Raw genomic sequence first — 18,366 nt, 5'->3', positions numbered from 1 at the left:
AAAGTTAAAAAAAATGCCACGTTTAACCTTTTTGTAATATTCAAAACGCAGAATTCGCACCAACTCGAGGGACGGCCAGATTCGGACCAATAAACGCCGCCTCTCGACCCACAACCATAAACTGTGCGAGATGACCGATGAAAAAGACTGCTCTCTCTATGGCCCTGGTCGCGATGATTCCGGCACTGGCCAGCGCCGAATCCAATCCTTTTGAGTTTTACGGCAAAGCCAATGTCGACTTCCAGTCTGCGGACGAGGGTGACGGCGCCAACACCGATATCAAGAGCAATGCGTCCCGCCTGGGCGTGAAGGGCGAACTGCCTTTCGACAATGGCATCAAGGGCATCTATAAGATGGAATACCAGGTGGATATCGACGGTGAGTCGGACGAAACCTTCAAGCAGCGTAACATTTACGCTGGCCTGGAAGGCGGTTTCGGCCAGGTCATCGGCGGCAAGTTCGATACCCCGATGAAGGTCTCCCAGAACAAGGTCGACCTGTTCAACGACCTCGAAGGTGATATCGGCAGCATCCTCACCAACAGCGACAATCGCGTCGGTAACGAACTGCAGTACACCACTCCGTCTTTCGGTGGCTTCAAGGTTTCTGCAGCTTACATCAGCAACCGCGACGAAGTGATCGGCGTTAACGATCTGGGCGAAGATATCACCCGCGACAACGGCACTTCCGTAGCCCTGTCTTATGACAAGAACGGTGTTTACCTGGCCTACGCCTACGACCAGGGTGTTGAAGCCAACGACTGGAAAGTGAATCGCCTGGTTGCCCAGTACAACATCGGTCCGGTACAGGTCGGCGGTCTGTACGAAGAGCAAGAGAAGGAAGACGGCACCACCCAGGATGGCTGGATGACTTCCGTGGCCTACAAGATCAACCAGTGGACCGCTAAGGCCCAGTACGGCCAGTCCGACATGAAAAAGCTCGACGGCGAAACTTACAGCCTGGGCCTGGACTACAAACTGACCAGCGCCGCCAAGGTATTCGCGTTCTACACTGACGAAACTGCTGCCGACGATTACGACCGCAGCTACGTGGGTGTCGGTACCGAGTTCAAGTTCTAATCGAACTGCCGACTGCCTAACGCAAAAAGCCCCGGTGTCAAAACCGGGGCTTTTTTTTGTGCCTGTTTTCTGCAAAAGCCTTCACGGCCACCGGCCGCGAGTGGGGTCAGATTACCAGCAGGTCCATAAACGTATTGACCGCTGTATCCAGCAGTGCTTCCTGCTCCTTGCACAGCGCGAAAATTTCTTCGCAGCGCACGGCTGGAAACCGCGTGGCAAGATTGGAGCGGAATTTTTTCTCCAGCAGCGGAATTCCCTCTGCCCGTCGGCGCCTGTGCCCGATCGGGTACTCAACAGCGATTTTGTCCGTCGATGATCCGTCGGCAAAAAATACCTGTACCGCGTTGGCGATGGAGCGTTTGTCCGGTTCGAGGTATTCGGCGGAATAGCGCTTGTCTTCGACCACTTCCATTTTTTTCCGCAATCGGTCGATTTCCGGGTGGGCGGAATGGAAATCATCTTCATAGTGCTCGGCAACGAGATCGCCAAACAGCAGTGGCACCGCCGTCATATATTGCAGGCAGTGATCGCGGTCTGCCGCATTGGCCAGCGGCCCCTCTTTGGAGATGATGCGGATGGCGGACTCGTGCGTGGTGATTACCACCCGTTCGATCTTATCGATGCGGTCTTTTACCTGCGGGTGCAAGATCATTGCTGCCTCACAGGCAGTCTGCGCGTGGAACTCCGCCGGGAAGGAAATCTTGAACAAAACGTGCTCCATCACATAACTGCCGTAAGACCGCGGAAAGCGGAATTGACGCTCGCCCTCCGGTTTCAGCTTCAGGTCGGCATTGGTCACACTGAAACAGACATCGTAGAAGCCCCACTGCTTCGCTGTCAGCGCGCCGGGAATACCCATTTCGCCGCGCATCGCGATATCCGCCAGGCGCACGCCGCGGGAAGTCGCGTCTCCCGCAGCCCAGGACTTGCGCGAGCCGGCATTGGGCGCGTGGCGATAGGTGCGTAGCGCGCTGCCATCCACCCACGCCTGGGAGATTGCCGCCATCACTTGTTCCCGATTGGCCCCTTTCAGCTTTGCAACCACCGCTGTGGACGCCACTCGCACCAGCAGTACATGGTCAAGGCCGACGCGGTTGAAACTGTTTTCCAGCGCCAGCACGCCCTGGATTTCATGGGCGCGGATCATGCCGTCCAGCACATCGCGCATCGTCAGCGGCGCCCTGCCCTCAGCGACATTTTTCTGTGACAGGTAATCCGCCACCGCCAGTATCGCGCCGAGATTATCGGACGGGTGCCCCCACTCCGCCGCCAGCCAAGTGTCGTTGTAATCCAGCCAGCGCACCATGCAACCGATATCCCAGGCCGCCTTGACCGGGTCGAGTCTCAACTGCGTACCCGGCACCCGCGCACCGTGTGGCACTACCGTGCCCTCAACAATCGGCCCCAGATGCTTGGTACATTCGGGAAAACGCAGCGCCAGAAAACCACAGCCCAGGGTATCCATCAGGCAATTGCACGCCGTCTCCCATGCCTCGGCGGAATCGATATCGTAATCCAGCACATAGTCGGCGATATCCTGAATCACCTGGTCATATTCCGGACGGATATTCAGGTCGGCTTTGGTATCCATATCTTCCCTTTGAGTCGGCTATCTATGCTGTGAACATTAACAGCATAGATAGCCGGCAGAGGCGCACAGGCAATTCCGATAGAGGGAAGTCGCGCCGGAGGCGGCACTCCTCCGCCAACTCTAGCCAATGAGACCGATCGGCTCTTTGGATCGACATTTCAGTTCTGGATATCGGGAAAGCACCACAATCAATGGGCCAGGACCTATTGTTCCTCACTTTGACGGCCCAGTCCCTCCAGATTGGGCGCTACGTTGCGCCTCAACCGCAGCTGCCGTGGACGCTCAGCGACATTATTCTTTCTGTGGTCAGACAATCAGCATGATCGAGAAAGGAGTACAGCATGAGGATGCTATTAAATATCAAGATCCCACATCAGCCATTCAACGCCGCGGTCAAGGATGGTTCAGCGGACTCAATATTGAACGCGATTCTGGAGGCGAGTAAACCGGAGGCTGCTTACTTTACCGAACAGCATGGCCGTCGCTCAGCAATACTCATCGTAGATCTTCCCGATCCATCCAAGATCCCTGCGTTGGTTGAACCCTGGTTTTTGGCATTCGAGGCGGATGTCGAAATCCGCACGGTCATGACGCCTGACGACCTCAAGCAAGCCGGGCTGGGTGAACTGGGCAAAAAATGGGCCTGATTCGGCACACCCAACACAGCGCGTAGCGAGCGCTCCCACGGACCAACCTGGCCGCCATGCGGCCGGCCGAGGCTCCGGCATGCGAAGTGTTTGTTCAGGAAATCAAATATGCGGGAGCCGCGAATGGGCTCCCGAACCGTCGATCTGCGGGAAATAAGGAGGCATTACATAGGCGCGCTGCGCGCGCTTGCCTGAGAGCCTGTGCAGTCTTCGCGGAAGGGTTTCCAACTGAATACAATCTCGTCGAGCTACAGTGGCTACCCCACTCTACCCATTTCACGATTTGGCAGCGCGCGCCGCATGCAACTTTTTATAGCTCTCGATCAGGCGCAGGTGCTTGTCCAGTCCCTCCAGCTGCATATTGGTCGGGGTCAGGCCGTGGAAGCGCACACTGCCCTCCACTGATCCAACGACGGCTTTCATCCTCTCTTCACCGAACATGCGCTGCAAGTTAACGATGTAGTCGCCCAGTTCCAGCTCATCGTCGAGGGCAATTTCCAGCACCGCCTGCACCGCCTGGTAGAAGAGTCCGCGCTCGACGGTGTTGTCGTTGTACTGCAGGAACGTCTCCACCAGCTCCAGGGCTTCATCGTGCCGCTGCAGTGCCAGATAGATCAGCAGCTTCAGCTCCAGCACCGTCAGCTGGCCCCACACGGTGTTCTCGTCAAACTCCACACCGATCAGCGTGATGATGGTCTCGTAGTTGTCGATCTGGCTTTCCTCGAGGCGCTCCACCAGGTCCTCCAGCGCGTCGTCACCGAGCCTGTGGAGATTGAGAATGTCTTCCCGGTAGTCCAGGGCCTTGTTGGTGTTATCCCAGATCAGGTCTTCGACCGGGTAAACCTCGGAATACCCCGGCACCAGGATCCGGCACGCCGGCGCGCCCAGTTCTTCGTAGGTCGCCACGTATACCTCTTTGCCCATGTTCTTGAGGACATTGAACAGGTCTGTGGCCTCTTCCGCATTGGTCTCCGAGTGATCGCCGGTGAAGTCCCACTCAACAAATTCGTATTCCGATTTGGCGCTGAAGAAACGCCAGGACACCACGCCGGTGGAATCGACAAAGTGCTCGACAAAGTTGTTGGGCTCGGTCACCGCCAGGCTGTTGAAAGTGGGTGGCGGTACATCGTTCAGGCCCTCAAAACTACGGCCCTGCATCAACTCGGTGAGACTGCGCTCCAGCGCCACATGGAAGCTCGGGTGCGCACCAAAGGACGCGAAAACCCCGCCGGTGCGCGGGTTCATCAGGGTCACACACATCACCGGGAACTGGCCGCCCAGGGAGGCATCCTTCACCAGAACCGGGAAGCCCTGCTTCTCCAGCTCCTCGATGCCTTCGAGGATCTCCGGGTACTTTTGCAGCACTTCGCGCGGCACATCCGGCAACGCAATTTCTTCCTCGATGATCTGCTTTTTCACCGCCCGCTCGAAGATTTCCGACAGGCACTGCACCTCCGCTTCATACAGCGTGTTGCCGGCGCTCATGCCGTTGCTGAGGAACAGGTTCTCGATCAGGTTGGAGGGGAAATACACCTCTTCGCCGTCCGACTGCCGCACAAACGGCAGCGCGCAGATACCGCGATCAACACGACCGGAATTGGTATCAATCAGGTTGGAGCCCGCCAGCTCACCATCCGGGTTGTAGATAGCCAGGGTGTAGTCGTCCAGAATGCCTTCCGGCAGCGCGTCGTCCGGCCCGGGCACAAACCACTGTTCATTCGGGTAATGCACGAATTCGGCATTGGCAATCTCCTCGCCGAAAAACTGGTCGTTGTAGAAGAAATTGCAGTTCAGGCGCTCGATAAACTCACCGAGGGCAGAACACAGCGCGCTCTCCTTGGTGGCGCCCTTGCCATTGGTGAAGCACATGGGCGAAGCGGCATCGCGGATATGCAGCGACCACACATGGGGCACGATATTGCGCCAGGAGGCGATCTCGATCTTCATGCCCAGATCCGCGAGGATCTTCGTCATATTGGCGATGGTCTGCTCCAGCGGCAGATCCTTGCCCTCGATGAAGGTCTGGTGCTCGGCATCCGGCTCCACCATCAGCAGCGCCTGGGCATCCTCGGCCAGGTTCTCCACCGTTTCGATCTGGAAGTCCGGCCCGGTCTGGATCACCTTCTTTACCGTGCAGCGGTCGATGGAGCGCAGGATGCCCTGCCGATCCTTATCGGAAATATCTTCCGGCAGTTCCACCTGAATCTTGAAGATCTGGTTATAGCGGTTTTCCGGATCGACGATATTGTTCTGCGACAAGCGGATATTGTCGGTCGGGATGTTGCGCGACAGGCAGTAAACCCGCACGAAATACGCCGCGCACAGCGCGGAAGACGCCAGGAAGTAGTCAAACGGACTCGGCGCCGAGCCGTCGCCCTTGTAGCGGATGGGCTGGTCGGTAATGACGGTGAAGTCATCAAACTTGGCTTCGAGGCGGAGGTTATCGAGGAAGTTGACGTTGATTTCCATTGGGTACTACCGGGCGTGGAGAATTTGGTGAGCCTAGGGAACCTCTGATTAAGTCCGTGACGCCTCTGGCTTTCAGAGCGGTTCACAGTCAAGGCGCGGCTTCGCAGGAATGTCTAGACCTTTCAAGAAGTCGCAACGCGGAATGTGAATCGCTCTGAAAACCCCTCCGGGCGGGTCCTGAAGGCCGCAGCTGCTGCGTTGCAGCTCTTGCAAAGGGCTACGGCCATTCGCGGCGAGCTGCGTCTAACATCTGCAGACTTCAGGGCTCGCAGCGGCAATACGGACTTAATCACAGGTTCCCTAGCGGCTGTGCGGCGGCATTATCCAGTTTTTGGGTGACCTCGTCTCGGTGATTTAGAAGATAGTAGCCATGTGACAGCGCCCCTGAGTTCCACATACCCTAAATGTCCCCAGCTCAATCCCCCTATAGGCCGACGCCACGCTCTAGAACGATGTTTCACAGCCATTTGCTGGCTTCCGACATCACCGTGTTGACCCGGCTCGGCACGGGTTTATCGCGCCGGCTAGCGAGATACAGGGTTTCACTGACAGGCTTGGGGAGGTGGTGGATTTTGATCCGCTGGGGCTTTGGAAAGGCCTCCACCGCGTACGCCGGCAATACCGTAAAGCCCAGTCCCATGCTGACAGGCTCCAGAATCAGGCTTATCTGGTTCGAGAAGCCCCGGCTCTCGAACATGCTGCTGTTCTCGAACTCCGGATAGTTGGCTCCCAGCAGCAGGCCGGCATGATGGGAGCCGTCAGGATGATCGATAAATCCCAATTCCAGCAATTGCGCCCAGTCGGGATTGGCGACAGCCGCGGGTGTGACCAGCAGCAATGCTTCCGTAGCAACCGGCTGGCAACGCACTTCCTCACGGCTTGAGGCGCTGGTCATAAAGCCGATATCAACGCCGTCATCGGCAATCGCGTTTTCCACATCCGTGTTGGGCGCAAACCGGTAATCAATCACCAGTTGCGGGTGCTGTTTCTGCAGTGCCAGGAGGTGGGGATATAACCTGAGCCCGACACTTCCGGGAGACATGATCCGCACCAGTCCCTGAAACGGCGGATCCTCCCCTACCCGCTGCGCCAGGTTCGCGAGGGCCTGGATAACCGACCGCCCCTCTTTATACAGCCGCTCCCCGGCATCCGTCAGGGTGAACTGCTTACCCTCGCGCACCAACAGGGGGATGCCCACCTGGCTTTCCAGCTTGCGCACCTGCTGACTGACGCCGGACTGAGTCATATGCAGTCGCTCGGCAGTGCGCGTGAAATGCCCGACTTCAACCAGGGTGCAATAGGTGTGCAACCAGGTGGTATTAATCATTACATTTTGTACTCATTTATATTTCAAATGATCATTTTACGTAATTACTTGAGCTTTGTAATCTGCGCCCAACGTCAAACCAGGAGCAACGCAAATGAGTAACGTATACCCGCGCACCTTCTCACATATCGGCATTTCGGTTCCCGACTTGGACAAGGCTGTGGAGTTCTATACCCGGGTGTTGGGTTGGTATGTGATTATGAAACCGACCGACATCGAAGAAGATGACAGCGCCATTGGCGCCATGTGCACCGACGTCTTCGGACCCGGCTGGGGCAGCTTCCGCATCGCGCACCTCTCCACAGGCGATCGTATCGGCGTCGAGATCTTCCAGTTCAAGAACCAGGAGAACCCCGAGGACAACTTTGAATACTGGAAAACCGGGATCTTCCACTTCTGTGTACAGGATCCGAATGTAGAAGAGCTGGCCGAGCGTATTGTTGCCGCGGGAGGCAAAAAACGGATGGAAAAACCGCGCTACTACTATCCGGGTGAAAAACCCTACCGCATGATTTATATGGAAGATCCGTTCGGTAATATTCTCGAGGTGTACAGCCACAGCTACGAATTGATTTACAGCGCCGGCGCCTACTAGTTAAAAGCGCCGAGCGACGCAAGCTGCTCTCCCGCCTCTAGGTCTCCTGGCCGTGCATTGCAGACAGTGCCGGCTTCCTGCCGACAACAATGGCATAACCCAGGAGACCGCTCGAGAAGACGCGCTCCGATCGAAATACTCTCCACGCGCCGCCAAAGCCCCACCGGCGGATGATCTTGAGCGCCAGCATCAGCTGACCGGCCAAACCCAGTTGTTTCCTGGATTCGGACATCCAGCGCGACATGATTGCTGACTTATCAATTGTGCTGATCTGCTCCAGGCCGGCGCCCTCGAACAACCGACGCCATCCCTCAAGGGTTTCTGGCTTTTCGGCCTCGATCTCGGCGAGAGTGAGCTTTTCCGCCTCTGAGGCTCCCTCCTTCCAGTATAAATCGTGCATGCCGATGAATCCCCCTGGACGCACTACTCGCACCATTTCGCTGAGCACGCGGGCCTTGTCGAGAAAGCACAGCGTGCATTCACAGATAGCGACATCGAACCTGGAATCGTCGAACGGCGGGCTGGCCGCATCCGCCGTTATGAATTCCACATCTACCTCCTGTGTGCGAGCCTTGGCCGCAGCACGCTGCACCATTTCGTCGGAATGATCGATACCAAGGACGCGGGCACCAAATGAGGCGGCAAGGAAACAGGCGCTCTCCCCCGTCCCCGATGCAACGTCCAGCACCTCAGTGCCCCGCTCTATCTCACAGAGTTCGGCAAGTTGCCGGGTTGTATCCAAACCACCGGGATGAAGGCTCTCCAGAGGCAGCATCCCAGTCTCGACGAGTCCCTCCAGAGAAGCGTGGTCTGTCGCCTGCTCCTGTGTCATTTGCAGTAGCCTCCTCCAACCGGCGGGGTTTGCTTTGGCAAAAGGCCTCAATCGCCACCACGGATCGTCATACCCAGCGATGGGTCAATTGCATGTGATGTCTATTTTAGCTGGGAGAAAATAGCGCCCGATATTGGTGCCGGCATTACTCCAGGAAATCTCAGCTGCCGTACCCCGTCATTTCCAGATAGCCTTCGCCGGTATGACTGCCGCTAATCGATACAGGCCCTTCCCAATAGCGCAACGTGCCCGGGTTCCAGTAGTCACCGGGCCAGGATCGGACTTCAAGATCCAGCTGCGCCGACGGCACTTTCAAGCGCCACACTACCGGCACCTCTCCAAACCGACTGTCGCGGTATTCGATCGGCTGCAGTTGGAACTCTTGTGCATCCAGCGTTCGGGCACTGCCATCGGCTGATACCAGCGTGCCGGAATAGAAGTCTTCCGCGCCGCGCACGCGAAAGACCATCAGGTGGCGGCCGTCCTGCAGGTGCAGAGCCATCCAGTCCCAGCCCTTTTGGTCCGGGTTCAGGTACTGGCTACTCCATTCCCGGTCGAACCAGCCCTGTCCACTCACCTCGAACTTTTCATCGCCGACTTCCACTTCGCCTTCGATAGCCAGGTACGGATAACTGAAATACATCGAGCCACCGCCACCGGAGGATTTGGCGCTGAAGCCCTGCTCGCCGTTCATGACGGGTGGTAATTGCGGCCGCAATTGCAGCCGGTAACTGAAGTCCTCGGCTTTCACCACAAGTTTCCAGATATCCGCTGAGACGCCATCGAGCTGCCAGTCGTCGATCCAGGCCTTGAATGGCTGCGCCGCAACACCAGCCTGGCCGGTACCGCCACGAGCGCCGCGGCCGGCAAAATGGTGATCGTCGGGACGGCTCAGGGCGGCGTGGGCCAGCCAGACTTCATTACGCTGCCATCCCGGTTCCTTTTCTTTGAAGGGCCCGGGGTGGAGACCATTTCGGAACAGGGTCCATTGCACGCCGAACTGCTGTCCATCGGCGCTGTGCAGGTTGGCGGTGAGGTACCACCACTCCAGGCGGTATTGCGGATGCGCACCCATATCCTGCGGCAGACGCACGGTCATTCCCGGCGCAGCCTGTTTAAAGCCTGCGGGCGGATCGCGTAGCGCAGTGAAAGAAGACTCATGGCTATCGTCTTTCGCGCAGCCGGTGAGCAACATAAGCAGTAACAATAGGCGGCCGAGACTATTCTTTTTTTTATTCATTCTTCAGCGTCTCCAGCCTCACCGGGTTACCCACCAGCAATCCGACAAAAGCGCCGATCAGCAGGCACACCAGCCACACCTGCAACCAGAATCCAGGATAGAGATGCAGCGGCAGCGCCCAGCCGAAGGCGGCGGGATTGACCCGTGCCACCAGCACCCAACCGAGGAAAACTCCCAGCGGCGTCGCCAGCAGTGCCAGCAGGCCGGTCACCAGCATACTGTGCGCAATCAGGCGCCGGCGCAGGCGTTTGCGCGGCACACCGTAAACATGCAGCAAGGTATAACTCCCCTGCCGCAGGCGGAATATCACTAGCCCCATCAGTGCCAGTGCGGTACCCGCCAGTGCCAGCGTCAGCCCGTTCAGCATCTTGGTCATCTGAAAAGTACGGATAAAAGCAGCGTTGGCGGCCCGTTTCAGTCCTGCCTGATCCCGCAGGCGGCTGCCGGCCATCCATGGATACTGTTCCGGCCACTCCCGCCAGGGGATTTTGTCGAGGTCATCCACGCCCAACACAAAGGTGGAATAACGATTGGGCAGCGAGTCCGGAACCAGCGCAAGCGGCAGCATCAGCTCACCCTCGGGCCGGCCATAGTCGGCGTAGATACCAATTACCTCCCGCGACTGCAACTCGGCGCCGAGGCGAAAACGAATTTGGTCGCCCACCGCCAGCGACTTCCTGCGCGCCAGCTGCTCGTTGATCAACACACCGCGAGTGGGCAATTCCGTCCAGGGGCTTGCCACCGCTGACAGGAAGGGCCAATCCTGCAATAGCGGTGAGGCGGGATCGACCGCCAGCACGTCCACAGGTAGTTCGTCCGCCGGTGATTCCGTTGTTTGCGATAATTCCAACAGGGCCCGCCCCCGCAACATGGGCAATACCGCAGTGACGCCGGGCAGCTGTCGCAACCGCCCTTTCCACTCCTCCGTTGCCACAACCTCGCCGGGGTCCAGATAGAGATCGCCCTGCAGGCGCTGGTCGAGCCAGCGGGCAAAGGTCGATTCGAAGCCGGTAACCATTGCCTGCACGCCAATGGCAGTGGCGATGGCAAACGCCAGTGCAGTCAGTGGCAGGCTCAACAGCCGACACAGCGCGCGCATCTCGGAACAGGACCACTCCAGCAACGGCTGCTGGCAGTGGCGCTCGGCTCGCGCCAGCAAGGCATTCAACAATTCCGGCAGCAGCATGCCGACGCCGATCAGGCAGCCCATGGTGGCTGCGAATATCAGCGACAACGTACTGCTCGACAACAACACTAGAAGCGACGCCGCGACGAGAAACAGCGCGACAACGATGCGCCATTTGCGGGTCGCTATCCGGCCCGTCCCGACCCCCGAATCTGCCGCGCCCCATTGATCCCGCCGCTGCAGTAATAGATCCAGGCAGGCCCAGCCAACGATCAATACCAGGATTAGCACCATGCCGAGCCAGGTTTCCGTGCTGGGCGAGCTCTTCGCCAGGGTATCGACACTGAAGAGACTCGAGAGCGTGCCCTGGAAGCCATCCGCCATCGCCGACGCCAGGCGTTCGCCCAGCCAGAGCCCCAGGCTGCCGCCAATCAGAGCGACCAACAAAACTTCCACGATAAGCGCCAGGCGCAATTTGCCGGGCTGCACACCCAGGCGCACCAGTATCACCAGACTGCGGCGCCGCTGCTCCAACGCAAAGCGATATACGCTGCGCACCAGCAGCGCCGCCACCAAAAGTGCCAGCGCACCAAGGGCATCCAGGCTGAGTAGAAAGGCATTCACCAGCGGGCTTGGCTCCACACCGTAGTCTTCAACCTGTGTGCGGTAACCCGCGGGGAGCACCGACTTTTGCAGCGCCGACGCCGGCAACAGAATCGCGAGTTTACTGCGCCCGGTGGAGGCCAGCTCCGCTGCCACAGAGATATCGGCAAACAGCTGCCCGCGCGGCAGCCCGTCGAGTTGCTCGAACTCAAAATCCTCGGTACCCGGCAGCGCCAACCGTTGCCAGCGCGAAAGATCGGCGGCGCCGCCAAGCAGCAGTGGTCGGTCAAGTGCGGCAATCAGTTTCTTCGCCACCGCCGCACCTGAATCCTCGCCCTGCCTGTCTTGCGCACTGTACTGCCGCAGGCAAGCCGCACTGAGAGGATCGAGCCCGATCACATCCGGCGTGTCAGTAGCAAAGCGTACTTCCAGTCGCGGCGACGCACAGAGCCCCGCGCGGCGCAACCGCGCGAAATCCTCTACCGTCAGGGGGCGCCCATCCACGCGCTCAACCGTCAGCAATGGCTCCAGCGCCGCCCGGGACTTGGCGACGGCATTCTCCGCAGAACCGGTGAGTGAGCGGACCCCGCTCCAGAGCATGGCGGCGCAAACCAGGATCAGTAGCAGCCCGGCCAGCTGACCGGGGTGGCGGCGGTAATGGCTTAGGAAGACTGTGCCGAGTCCCATGGGCGCAGGGCTCCTTCCCGCAATTCAAGAATCCGGTCGCAGCGCTGGGCCAGCTCCGGGTTGTGGGTGACGATCAGCGCCCCCAGCGCACGCTCGCGGATGGCATCGAAAAATAGCGGCGCCACCCGCTGGGCAGTTGCATAGTCGAGGCTACCGGTGGGTTCGTCGGCCAGAATCAGTTCTGGCTGCATGGCAAAGGCACAAGCCAGCGCCGCACGCTGCCGCTGGCCGCCGGAAAGCTGATCCGGATAACGGTGTGCGGTGTCGGCAATGCCCAGATGCTGCAGCAGTGCCTCGCCGTTGTGCTGTTGCAGGCCGGCGAGTCCGGCGCGAAATGCGACATTGCGGGAAACCGTGAGTGTGGGGATCAGGTTGCCGTCCTGGAACAGTGTGGCAATTCGAGTGCGGCGCAATTCGGCCCAGTCGTTGTCGGTCAGTTCAGAATGCGCCCGGCCGAATATCCGCAGCTCACCGCTATCGGGCGGCAGCAGACCGTTGAGCAAATTCAGCAGCGTACTCTTGCCCGAGCCCGAAGGTCCGATCACCGCCACCGCCTCACCGCGTCGAAGCTCGAGGGATAAGCCCCGCAGCACACTGATCTGCTCGCGACCATTGTGGTAGGACCTGTTGAGATCCCGCGCCTGAATCAGGACGTCATTCATAGTCTACCGGGGCTGCCTTATGGACATGTTCGGCTAGTTTATCGCACAAGGAAACCAGTTGGAGTATTCCTAATGAAAGACCATCGACGGCAGCATTGATGAATTATTAATCGCCAAGTCTAGTACTCGAAACCCCACCCAGTGTCACCCAAAACAATCAACCATCACAAAAGCAGAAACTGATGATAGTATTCTTATGCAGATTTTCGCGCCAATTAATACAGAAGGTTTTTACAAAATTTTCACAAAGGCGCTGGCAGACTGCTCCGTTTTTTGAAAAAACAAACAAAACATAAAAAGCCAAAACGAAAGCCGAGCACAAACAAAGCTTTCGCCCTGCAGTGCTTCCGCCAGATAAATTTCGGACTGAACAATCCCCCCTGTTTTAGCTGATCCTGCTACACCTCTCATTATTACAGAAAAGTTAAAAATTAATTTCTTGACGACAATTTTCTGCAGGCGTATTGCTTAAAAAGTATCGTAAAAGACCAATAACTTTCTACGATCAATCGATCGGCCGCAGTATGGCCGTCTCCAAAAAATATGTACCTCGGATGTAAAAATAAAAATTGAACTTTAGCTGAGGATTTTTACGTGAAATTCAAACTTACCTCTATTGCTGCTTTGACGGCCGGCCTCGTAATTGCCGCTGCCAGTCAGGCCAGCGCCATCAAAACTGACGGCGACTCGGTGTACCGCCCGACAGGCAAAGGCTTTGGGGAACTGGTACCACCAAGCCATGTCCACTCGGAAGAAGCATCCAGGAATGCCAAACCTGGCGGTGGTGGCCGCGGCAATGGTATTAACTACAATGGCGGCCCGGTAATGCTGGGCACAACCAATGTTTACTATATCTGGTACGGCGACTGGAGCAGCTACTCAAGCGCCCAGACTATCCTGCCGGACCTGATTACCGGCCTGTCTGATTCCCCCATCTACAATATCAATACCAGCTACTACGACGGCTCGAACCAGCACGTTTCAAATAGCGTACAGCTGGCTGGTCAGGTTTACGATAGCGGCTCTTACGGCAACTCCCTGGATGATGCGGCTGTTGAAAGCGTCGTCGCCAACGCGATCAATAACCTCGGCCTGGGCACAGATATCAATGCTGTTTACTTTGTACTGACCGCACCTGATGTTCAGGAAACCAGTGGTTTCGGCACCCAGTATTGTGGCTGGCACTACAAGGGCACCATTAACGGCCAAACCATCAAATACTCCTTCGTCGGCAACCCTGTAACCCAGGCCCCTTCGGGCTGCGGTGTCAACAATCCGTCGCCGAACAACGACGGTGGCGCCGATGCCATGGCAAGTATCATTTATCACGAGCTGTCTGAAGCGGTTACCGACCCGGAACTGAATGCCTGGTACGACCGCCGCGGCTACGAAAATGCCGATAAATGTGCCTGGGACTTTGGCAGCACCTACACGACCGGTAACGGGGCTACCGCCAACGTATCCCTGGGCGGCCGCGACTGGCTGCTCCAGCAAAACTGGGTAAACGACTTCGGTGGACTATGCGCACTGTCTTACTAAAGCGCATCTTGATTATGGGAGTGACCAGCCTCGGCTGGTTCACTCCCGTATTTGCAGCGCAACCCCCGTCAGTCAATAGCAAGGGCGTCAACGTAAAGACGCGCTATATGATGGTATTTAGCGGCCTGGAAAATGAGCTGCTCACGGCGCAGGCCACTGGGGACAAGTCCGTCCTACTCGCCCGGCTGAGTCCCTTCTTCGAACTTAATACCGCCAATCACCATCGGCTTACCCGCGAAGCTTTTGTCAGTCGCAAACCCGACGCCCATAAACAGCAAATTAGCGGGCTTCGGGTCTATGAGGTGGGTGAAAATGCTGTTGCCAACTTCGTCCTGCATACAGAAGGCCAAGGTGATCTTTCAGTCGTCGATGTCTGGTCCAAAAACGGGGAAAAGTGGCAATTGCGGGTTCGATTCGAAGCGAATTATTGAGAATGCGGTGAATCTACCCTCAGCAAGCTGTTGGGTTAATTGATCCACCCAGTCACATGCTGCGCTGCCGTGCGCCTCTCGAAGTTTTCCGCCGCAGAGACATGCAGCGCCAGCAATCTCCAACCCTACCACCCCCTTCTCACCGGCATCCGTTGCAATTCGTGCCTTGCCGTTACCTGTCAGCTCAGAAAGCGCTCGACCAAATACGCGCAGCCGCATGGGGGATATATGGCGCTCATTTGATCGCTAAACCAGCTTGAGAGCGGCTATGGCACTCAAGGTTTCGCTGCCAGATTCACTCTGCGACTACATTTAGCAGGCAATAAAGCGCTCTTGCCCCGAAGTGATCCCCCTGACACCACTGGAACAGCCATGCCTGATCTGCGCTATCTGCTGACAAACGATCCGGAACGCTTCAACACTACCGGTGACCAGCCGACCATGAAGACCATAGTCACCACGGGCAATGGTGGTTACGAAAAACTCGACTATCGGGACGTGCCAATCCCCACACCCGCAGCGGGTGAGGTATTACTCAAGGTGCTGGCTGCCGGCGTCAACAATACGGAAATCAACACAAGACTCGGCTGGTATTCGTCCTCGGTGGAGAGCGGTACGGAGCAATTAACCGAAAGCGCTGAGGAGTCAAAGATCGAAGATGGCGGCTGGAACGCAACAACACCGTTTCCATTGATTCAAGGCACCGATTGCTGTGGAGAAGTCGTTCAACTCGGTGAAGGCGTTACCGATCTCGCGATTGGAGCGCGCACCCTGGTTAGAGCCTGCATGCGTGTCAACGGCTTTGATTCAATGGAAAATATCTGGATGGCGTCGGATTTCGACGGCGCGTTCGCTCAGTATGTCACCGTGCCTGCCAGCGAGGTATTTGCAGTTGATTGCGACTGGAGTAATGCCGAACTCGCGACCATACCCTGCGCCTATGGAACAGCAGAGAACATGCTGCATCGGGCCAGAGTTATGGCCACTGATTGCGTGCTGGTTACCGGCGCATCGGGCGGAGTTGGCTCGGCGGTTGTACAACTGGCCAAGCGACGGGGCGCGCACGTTGTTGCCATAACGGGCGCCGGCAAGCAGCAATTGCTCCAGGATCTGGGCGCTGACCAGGTAATCACTCGTGGATCAGATTTGAATGCCGAACTTCACGGCACCCGCGTGGATGTTGTTATCGACAATGTCGCAGGGGCGCAGTTCGGGCAACTGCTAAAGTTGATGGCACGCGGCGGCCGCTATGCCTCGTCCGGGGCCATTGCCGGGCCGATCGTATCGATGGATATGCGCGACTTTTACCTCAAAGATATTACCCTGTTCGGCTCCACTGCCTGGGACGAACCGGTCTTCCCGAATCTTATTGAATACATTGAACGGGGCGAAATAAAGCCACTGCTTGCCCAAACCTTCGAGCTGAAAGATATAGTCGCCGCCCAACAAGAATTTTTGGCCAAAACACACTTCGGCAATTTTGTGTTAGTGCCGCCACCATAAACGGGAAACTAAATTCAAGGCCTAGATTCTGTGTCAGCACATCAATCTAAATTTGCCCAACGGTCGCAGCACCTACCGCACCGTCGGCGCACCGTCGGCGCACCGTCGGCGCACCGCGTCTAGACTTACACATTGCCATGGTCCTTTACAAAGGCTGGCCGGTAGTATCGATAAAAAGGCGGTAACGCATGGACACGGGAAAAGCCGATAAAATGAAGTCCGATGCACTGGTGCTATTCGGTGTGACCGGCGATCTGGTGCATAAGAAGATTTTTCCGGCACTTTATGCCATGGCTAAGCGTGGTGCCCTCAAGGTTCCTGTCGTCGGCGTCGCCAGTTCTGACTGGACTATCGAACAGTTGCGCCAGCGCGCGGAGGACGGCATACGGAGTTCCGGACAGGTCGACGACCCGCAGGCCCTGCACCAATTGCTTTCCAGCCTGCGCTATGTCGCTGGTGACTATAGCGACGCCGGCACCTTTACGGCACTGAAGCAAGCACTGAACGGCGCCCGGCGTCCCGCGCACTACCTTGCTATTCCCCCTGAATTGTTTGGGTGCGTCATTGAGGGGCTCGGGAAATCCGGGCTTACCGATCAGGCGCGCGTCATCATCGAGAAGCCTTTTGGGCGCGATCTCGCGTCCGCGCGAAAGCTTAATCGTATTGCGTGCTCCAGGTTTAGGGAAGATGCGATCTTTCGCATCGACCACTATCTGGGCAAAGAAGCGATTATGAACATTCTTTATTTCCGCTTCGCCAATTCATTCCTGGAACCGATATGGAACCGCAACAATGTGGCCAGTGTGCAGGTCACGCTAGCCGAAGATTTCGGCGTGGCGGGCCGCGGTGCCTATTACGAGACCGCCGGTTGCCTGCGCGATGTGGTCGAAAACCATCTTTTCCAGATTGTTGCCTTGCTGGCCATGGAACCGCCGGCGTATCAAGGCTATGGCGCCGTGCATGCCGAGAAGGCCAAGGTGTTCCAAGCCATGCGTCCGCTGAGCCCGGACGATGTTGTACGCGGCCAATACGCCGGTTACCTCAACGAGCCGGGTGTGGCGAAAGACTCAGACGTGGAGACCTACTGCGCGGTGCGGCTCTTTATCGATTCATGGCGCTGGCAAGGGGTGCCCTGGTATTTGCGCTCGGGTAAATGCCTTGCCATGTCAGACGCAGAAATTCTGGTGGAACTGAAACCCCCGCCCCAGCACCTGTTCGATGATTCCGCTCCGGTGAATAGCCGCACCAACTATGTACGCTTCCAGCTCTCACCGAAGGCCGCCATCGCCCTGGCGGCGCGCGTCAAGCGGCCGGGACATGAGTTTATCGGGGAGCAGCGCGAGCTTTTTCTGTTAGACGAACACGCAGATGAGCAAGGGCCTTACGAACTTCTGATCGGCGACGTACTGGCCGGCAATGGAGCGCTGTTCACTCGTGATAATGCGGTCGAGGCTGCATGGGCGGTGGTGGATCCCGTGCTGAAAACGCATCCACCGGCCATTCGCTACAAACCGGGCAGCTGGGGACCAAAGGAAGCGGATAAGCTCATCGCGCCAGACAGCTTCTGGCATAACCCAGCGCCGAGACGGTAAGGCTGCGATTTTAGGACCAGCGTAGCGTTCTGGATTACTACGGCTTAGGGACTATTCATGTCAATATTTTGCTCTGACCCCAATTACTTCTGACCCCAATTACTTCGACAGGAGGATCGCTGTTGGGAAGTTAAAAGATCAGACCCCAATCCCAGAGCAGCGAGTCGACTCTGAGGTTCAGAACTAAATACTCTAGAGCTTCCAGATCCAAGTCGGATATTGACCGGCTGGCAGAAAAATATGGAATTTCCTGAATCCACAGGGTTGAGATGCATCGGCAGGACTAGCGATGTGGCAGACTCATCTGTCCGGAAATATCGTGTGCACAAGATGGCGTCGGCGGACCACCATGTTTAAAAATGGAAGCGAAGCACGAAAAATAATCGCGATTTTAATTCAGCAAAAAGCAAATGGGTTAGATCAACATTTTGGCATGATATTCA

Annotated in this window: 14 protein-coding genes; 7 read left to right on the top strand and 7 right to left on the bottom strand. The window is 57.2% G+C overall.

All coding sequences use genetic code 11. From position 1 onward, the window contains the following. Positions 1-137: 137 nt before the first annotated feature. The gene (locus tag IG168_RS09425; RefSeq protein ID WP_193164138.1) at positions 138-1,079 is read left to right on the top strand and encodes a porin; all 942 of its coding nucleotides are present in this window, start codon (positions 138-140) and stop codon (positions 1,077-1,079) included. A gap of 106 nt (positions 1,080-1,185) precedes the next feature. Here IG168_RS09425 and IG168_RS09420 read toward each other — a convergent pair whose 3' ends face one another. Continuing rightward, a complete protein-coding gene (locus tag IG168_RS09420) occupies positions 1,186-2,670 on the bottom strand; it encodes a bifunctional 2-methylcitrate dehydratase/aconitate hydratase (RefSeq protein WP_193164137.1) in 1,485 nt (494 codons plus the stop codon). A gap of 341 nt (positions 2,671-3,011) precedes the next feature. Between IG168_RS09420 and IG168_RS09415 the strand changes: the two genes are divergently transcribed. Then, entirely contained in the window at positions 3,012-3,317 is a 306-nt protein-coding gene (locus tag IG168_RS09415) for a panthothenate synthetase (RefSeq protein ID WP_193164136.1), read from the top strand. A gap of 276 nt (positions 3,318-3,593) precedes the next feature. Here the strand turns inward: IG168_RS09415 and IG168_RS09410 are convergent, their stop codons facing one another. Together IG168_RS09410 and IG168_RS09405 are read right to left on the bottom strand one after the other, a co-directional pair. Beyond that, positions 3,594-5,786, bottom strand: coding sequence for an OsmC domain/YcaO domain-containing protein (locus IG168_RS09410; protein ID WP_193164135.1), 2,193 nt, complete (start codon positions 5,784-5,786; stop codon positions 3,594-3,596). Between the two features lie 457 nt (positions 5,787-6,243). Beyond that, entirely contained in the window at positions 6,244-7,113 is an 870-nt protein-coding gene (locus IG168_RS09405; protein ID WP_193164134.1) for a LysR family transcriptional regulator, read from the bottom strand. Positions 7,114-7,207: 94 nt separating this feature from the next. Here IG168_RS09405 and IG168_RS09400 point away from each other — a divergent pair, with 94 nt between their 5' ends. Next, the gene (locus tag IG168_RS09400) at positions 7,208-7,708 is read left to right on the top strand and encodes a lactoylglutathione lyase family protein (RefSeq protein WP_193164133.1); all 501 of its coding nucleotides are present in this window, start codon (positions 7,208-7,210) and stop codon (positions 7,706-7,708) included. A gap of 37 nt (positions 7,709-7,745) precedes the next feature. Here IG168_RS09400 and IG168_RS09395 read toward each other — a convergent pair whose 3' ends face one another. The 4 genes from IG168_RS09395 to IG168_RS09380 form a co-directional block, all read right to left on the bottom strand. Further along, positions 7,746-8,540, bottom strand: coding sequence for a class I SAM-dependent methyltransferase (locus tag IG168_RS09395; protein WP_193164132.1), 795 nt, complete (start codon positions 8,538-8,540; stop codon positions 7,746-7,748). A 160-nt stretch (positions 8,541-8,700) separates the two neighbouring features. Next, positions 8,701-9,780, bottom strand: a complete 1,080-nt coding sequence (locus tag IG168_RS09390) for a lipocalin-like domain-containing protein (RefSeq protein WP_193164131.1) — start codon at positions 9,778-9,780, stop codon at positions 8,701-8,703. Next, a complete protein-coding gene (locus IG168_RS09385) occupies positions 9,773-12,196 on the bottom strand; it encodes an ABC transporter permease (protein ID WP_193164130.1) in 2,424 nt (807 codons plus the stop codon). Before IG168_RS09385 ends, IG168_RS09390 begins: the two co-directional genes overlap by 8 nt. Next, positions 12,172-12,858 (bottom strand): ABC transporter ATP-binding protein, encoded by a 687-nt coding sequence (locus IG168_RS09380; RefSeq protein ID WP_193164129.1) that lies wholly within the window; start codon positions 12,856-12,858, stop codon positions 12,172-12,174. Before IG168_RS09380 ends, IG168_RS09385 begins: the two co-directional genes overlap by 25 nt. Positions 12,859-13,452: 594 nt before the next feature. On the opposite strand from IG168_RS09380, the gene IG168_RS09375 reads away from it, so the two are divergent. From IG168_RS09375 to zwf, 4 genes are all read left to right on the top strand, one after another. Continuing rightward, the gene (locus IG168_RS09375) at positions 13,453-14,397 is read left to right on the top strand and encodes a hypothetical protein (RefSeq protein ID WP_193164128.1); all 945 of its coding nucleotides are present in this window, start codon (positions 13,453-13,455) and stop codon (positions 14,395-14,397) included. After that, positions 14,379-14,828 (top strand): nuclear transport factor 2 family protein, encoded by a 450-nt coding sequence (locus IG168_RS09370; protein ID WP_226876739.1) that lies wholly within the window; start codon positions 14,379-14,381, stop codon positions 14,826-14,828. The genes IG168_RS09375 and IG168_RS09370 overlap by 19 nt, the downstream gene beginning before the upstream one ends. Before the next feature lie 372 nt (positions 14,829-15,200). Beyond that, positions 15,201-16,331 carry an alcohol dehydrogenase family protein gene (locus IG168_RS09365; RefSeq protein WP_226876737.1) on the top strand — a complete coding sequence of 377 codons (1,131 nt, stop codon included), beginning with the start codon at positions 15,201-15,203 and terminating at the stop codon, positions 16,329-16,331. Positions 16,332-16,519: 188 nt separating this feature from the next. Then, the gene (zwf, locus tag IG168_RS09360; protein WP_193164126.1) at positions 16,520-17,923 is read left to right on the top strand and encodes a glucose-6-phosphate dehydrogenase; all 1,404 of its coding nucleotides are present in this window, start codon (positions 16,520-16,522) and stop codon (positions 17,921-17,923) included. Positions 17,924-18,366 lie beyond the last annotated feature (443 nt).

The organism is Microbulbifer hainanensis, from assembly GCF_014904735.1.
Lineage (GTDB): Bacteria > Pseudomonadota > Gammaproteobacteria > Pseudomonadales > Cellvibrionaceae > Microbulbifer > Microbulbifer hainanensis.
Note: the sequence above shows the minus strand (reverse complement) of the source record. Positions and strands in the feature narration are given on the sequence as shown.

Bases quoted from the DNA above. Each gene is read 5' to 3' on its own strand.
- IG168_RS09425 (WP_193164138.1), top strand. From the start codon at position 138: ATGAAAAAGACTGCTCTCTCTATGGCCCTGGTCGCGATGATTCCGGCA.
- IG168_RS09420 (WP_193164137.1), bottom strand. From the start codon at position 2,670: ATGGATACCAAAGCCGACCTGAATATCCGTCCGGAATATGACCAGGTG.
- IG168_RS09415 (WP_193164136.1), top strand. From the start codon at position 3,012: ATGAGGATGCTATTAAATATCAAGATCCCACATCAGCCATTCAACGCC.
- IG168_RS09410 (WP_193164135.1), bottom strand. From the start codon at position 5,786: ATGGAAATCAACGTCAACTTCCTCGATAACCTCCGCCTCGAAGCCAAG.
- IG168_RS09405 (WP_193164134.1), bottom strand. From the start codon at position 7,113: ATGATTAATACCACCTGGTTGCACACCTATTGCACCCTGGTTGAAGTC.
- IG168_RS09400 (WP_193164133.1), top strand. From the start codon at position 7,208: ATGAGTAACGTATACCCGCGCACCTTCTCACATATCGGCATTTCGGTT.
- IG168_RS09395 (WP_193164132.1), bottom strand. From the start codon at position 8,540: ATGACACAGGAGCAGGCGACAGACCACGCTTCTCTGGAGGGACTCGTC.
- IG168_RS09390 (WP_193164131.1), bottom strand. From the start codon at position 9,780: ATGAATAAAAAAAAGAATAGTCTCGGCCGCCTATTGTTACTGCTTATG.
- IG168_RS09385 (WP_193164130.1), bottom strand. From the start codon at position 12,196: ATGGGACTCGGCACAGTCTTCCTAAGCCATTACCGCCGCCACCCCGGT.
- IG168_RS09380 (WP_193164129.1), bottom strand. From the start codon at position 12,858: ATGAATGACGTCCTGATTCAGGCGCGGGATCTCAACAGGTCCTACCAC.
- IG168_RS09370 (WP_226876739.1), top strand. From the start codon at position 14,379: ATGCGCACTGTCTTACTAAAGCGCATCTTGATTATGGGAGTGACCAGC.
- IG168_RS09365 (WP_226876737.1), top strand. From the start codon at position 15,201: ATGCCTGATCTGCGCTATCTGCTGACAAACGATCCGGAACGCTTCAAC.
- zwf (WP_193164126.1), top strand. From the start codon at position 16,520: ATGGACACGGGAAAAGCCGATAAAATGAAGTCCGATGCACTGGTGCTA.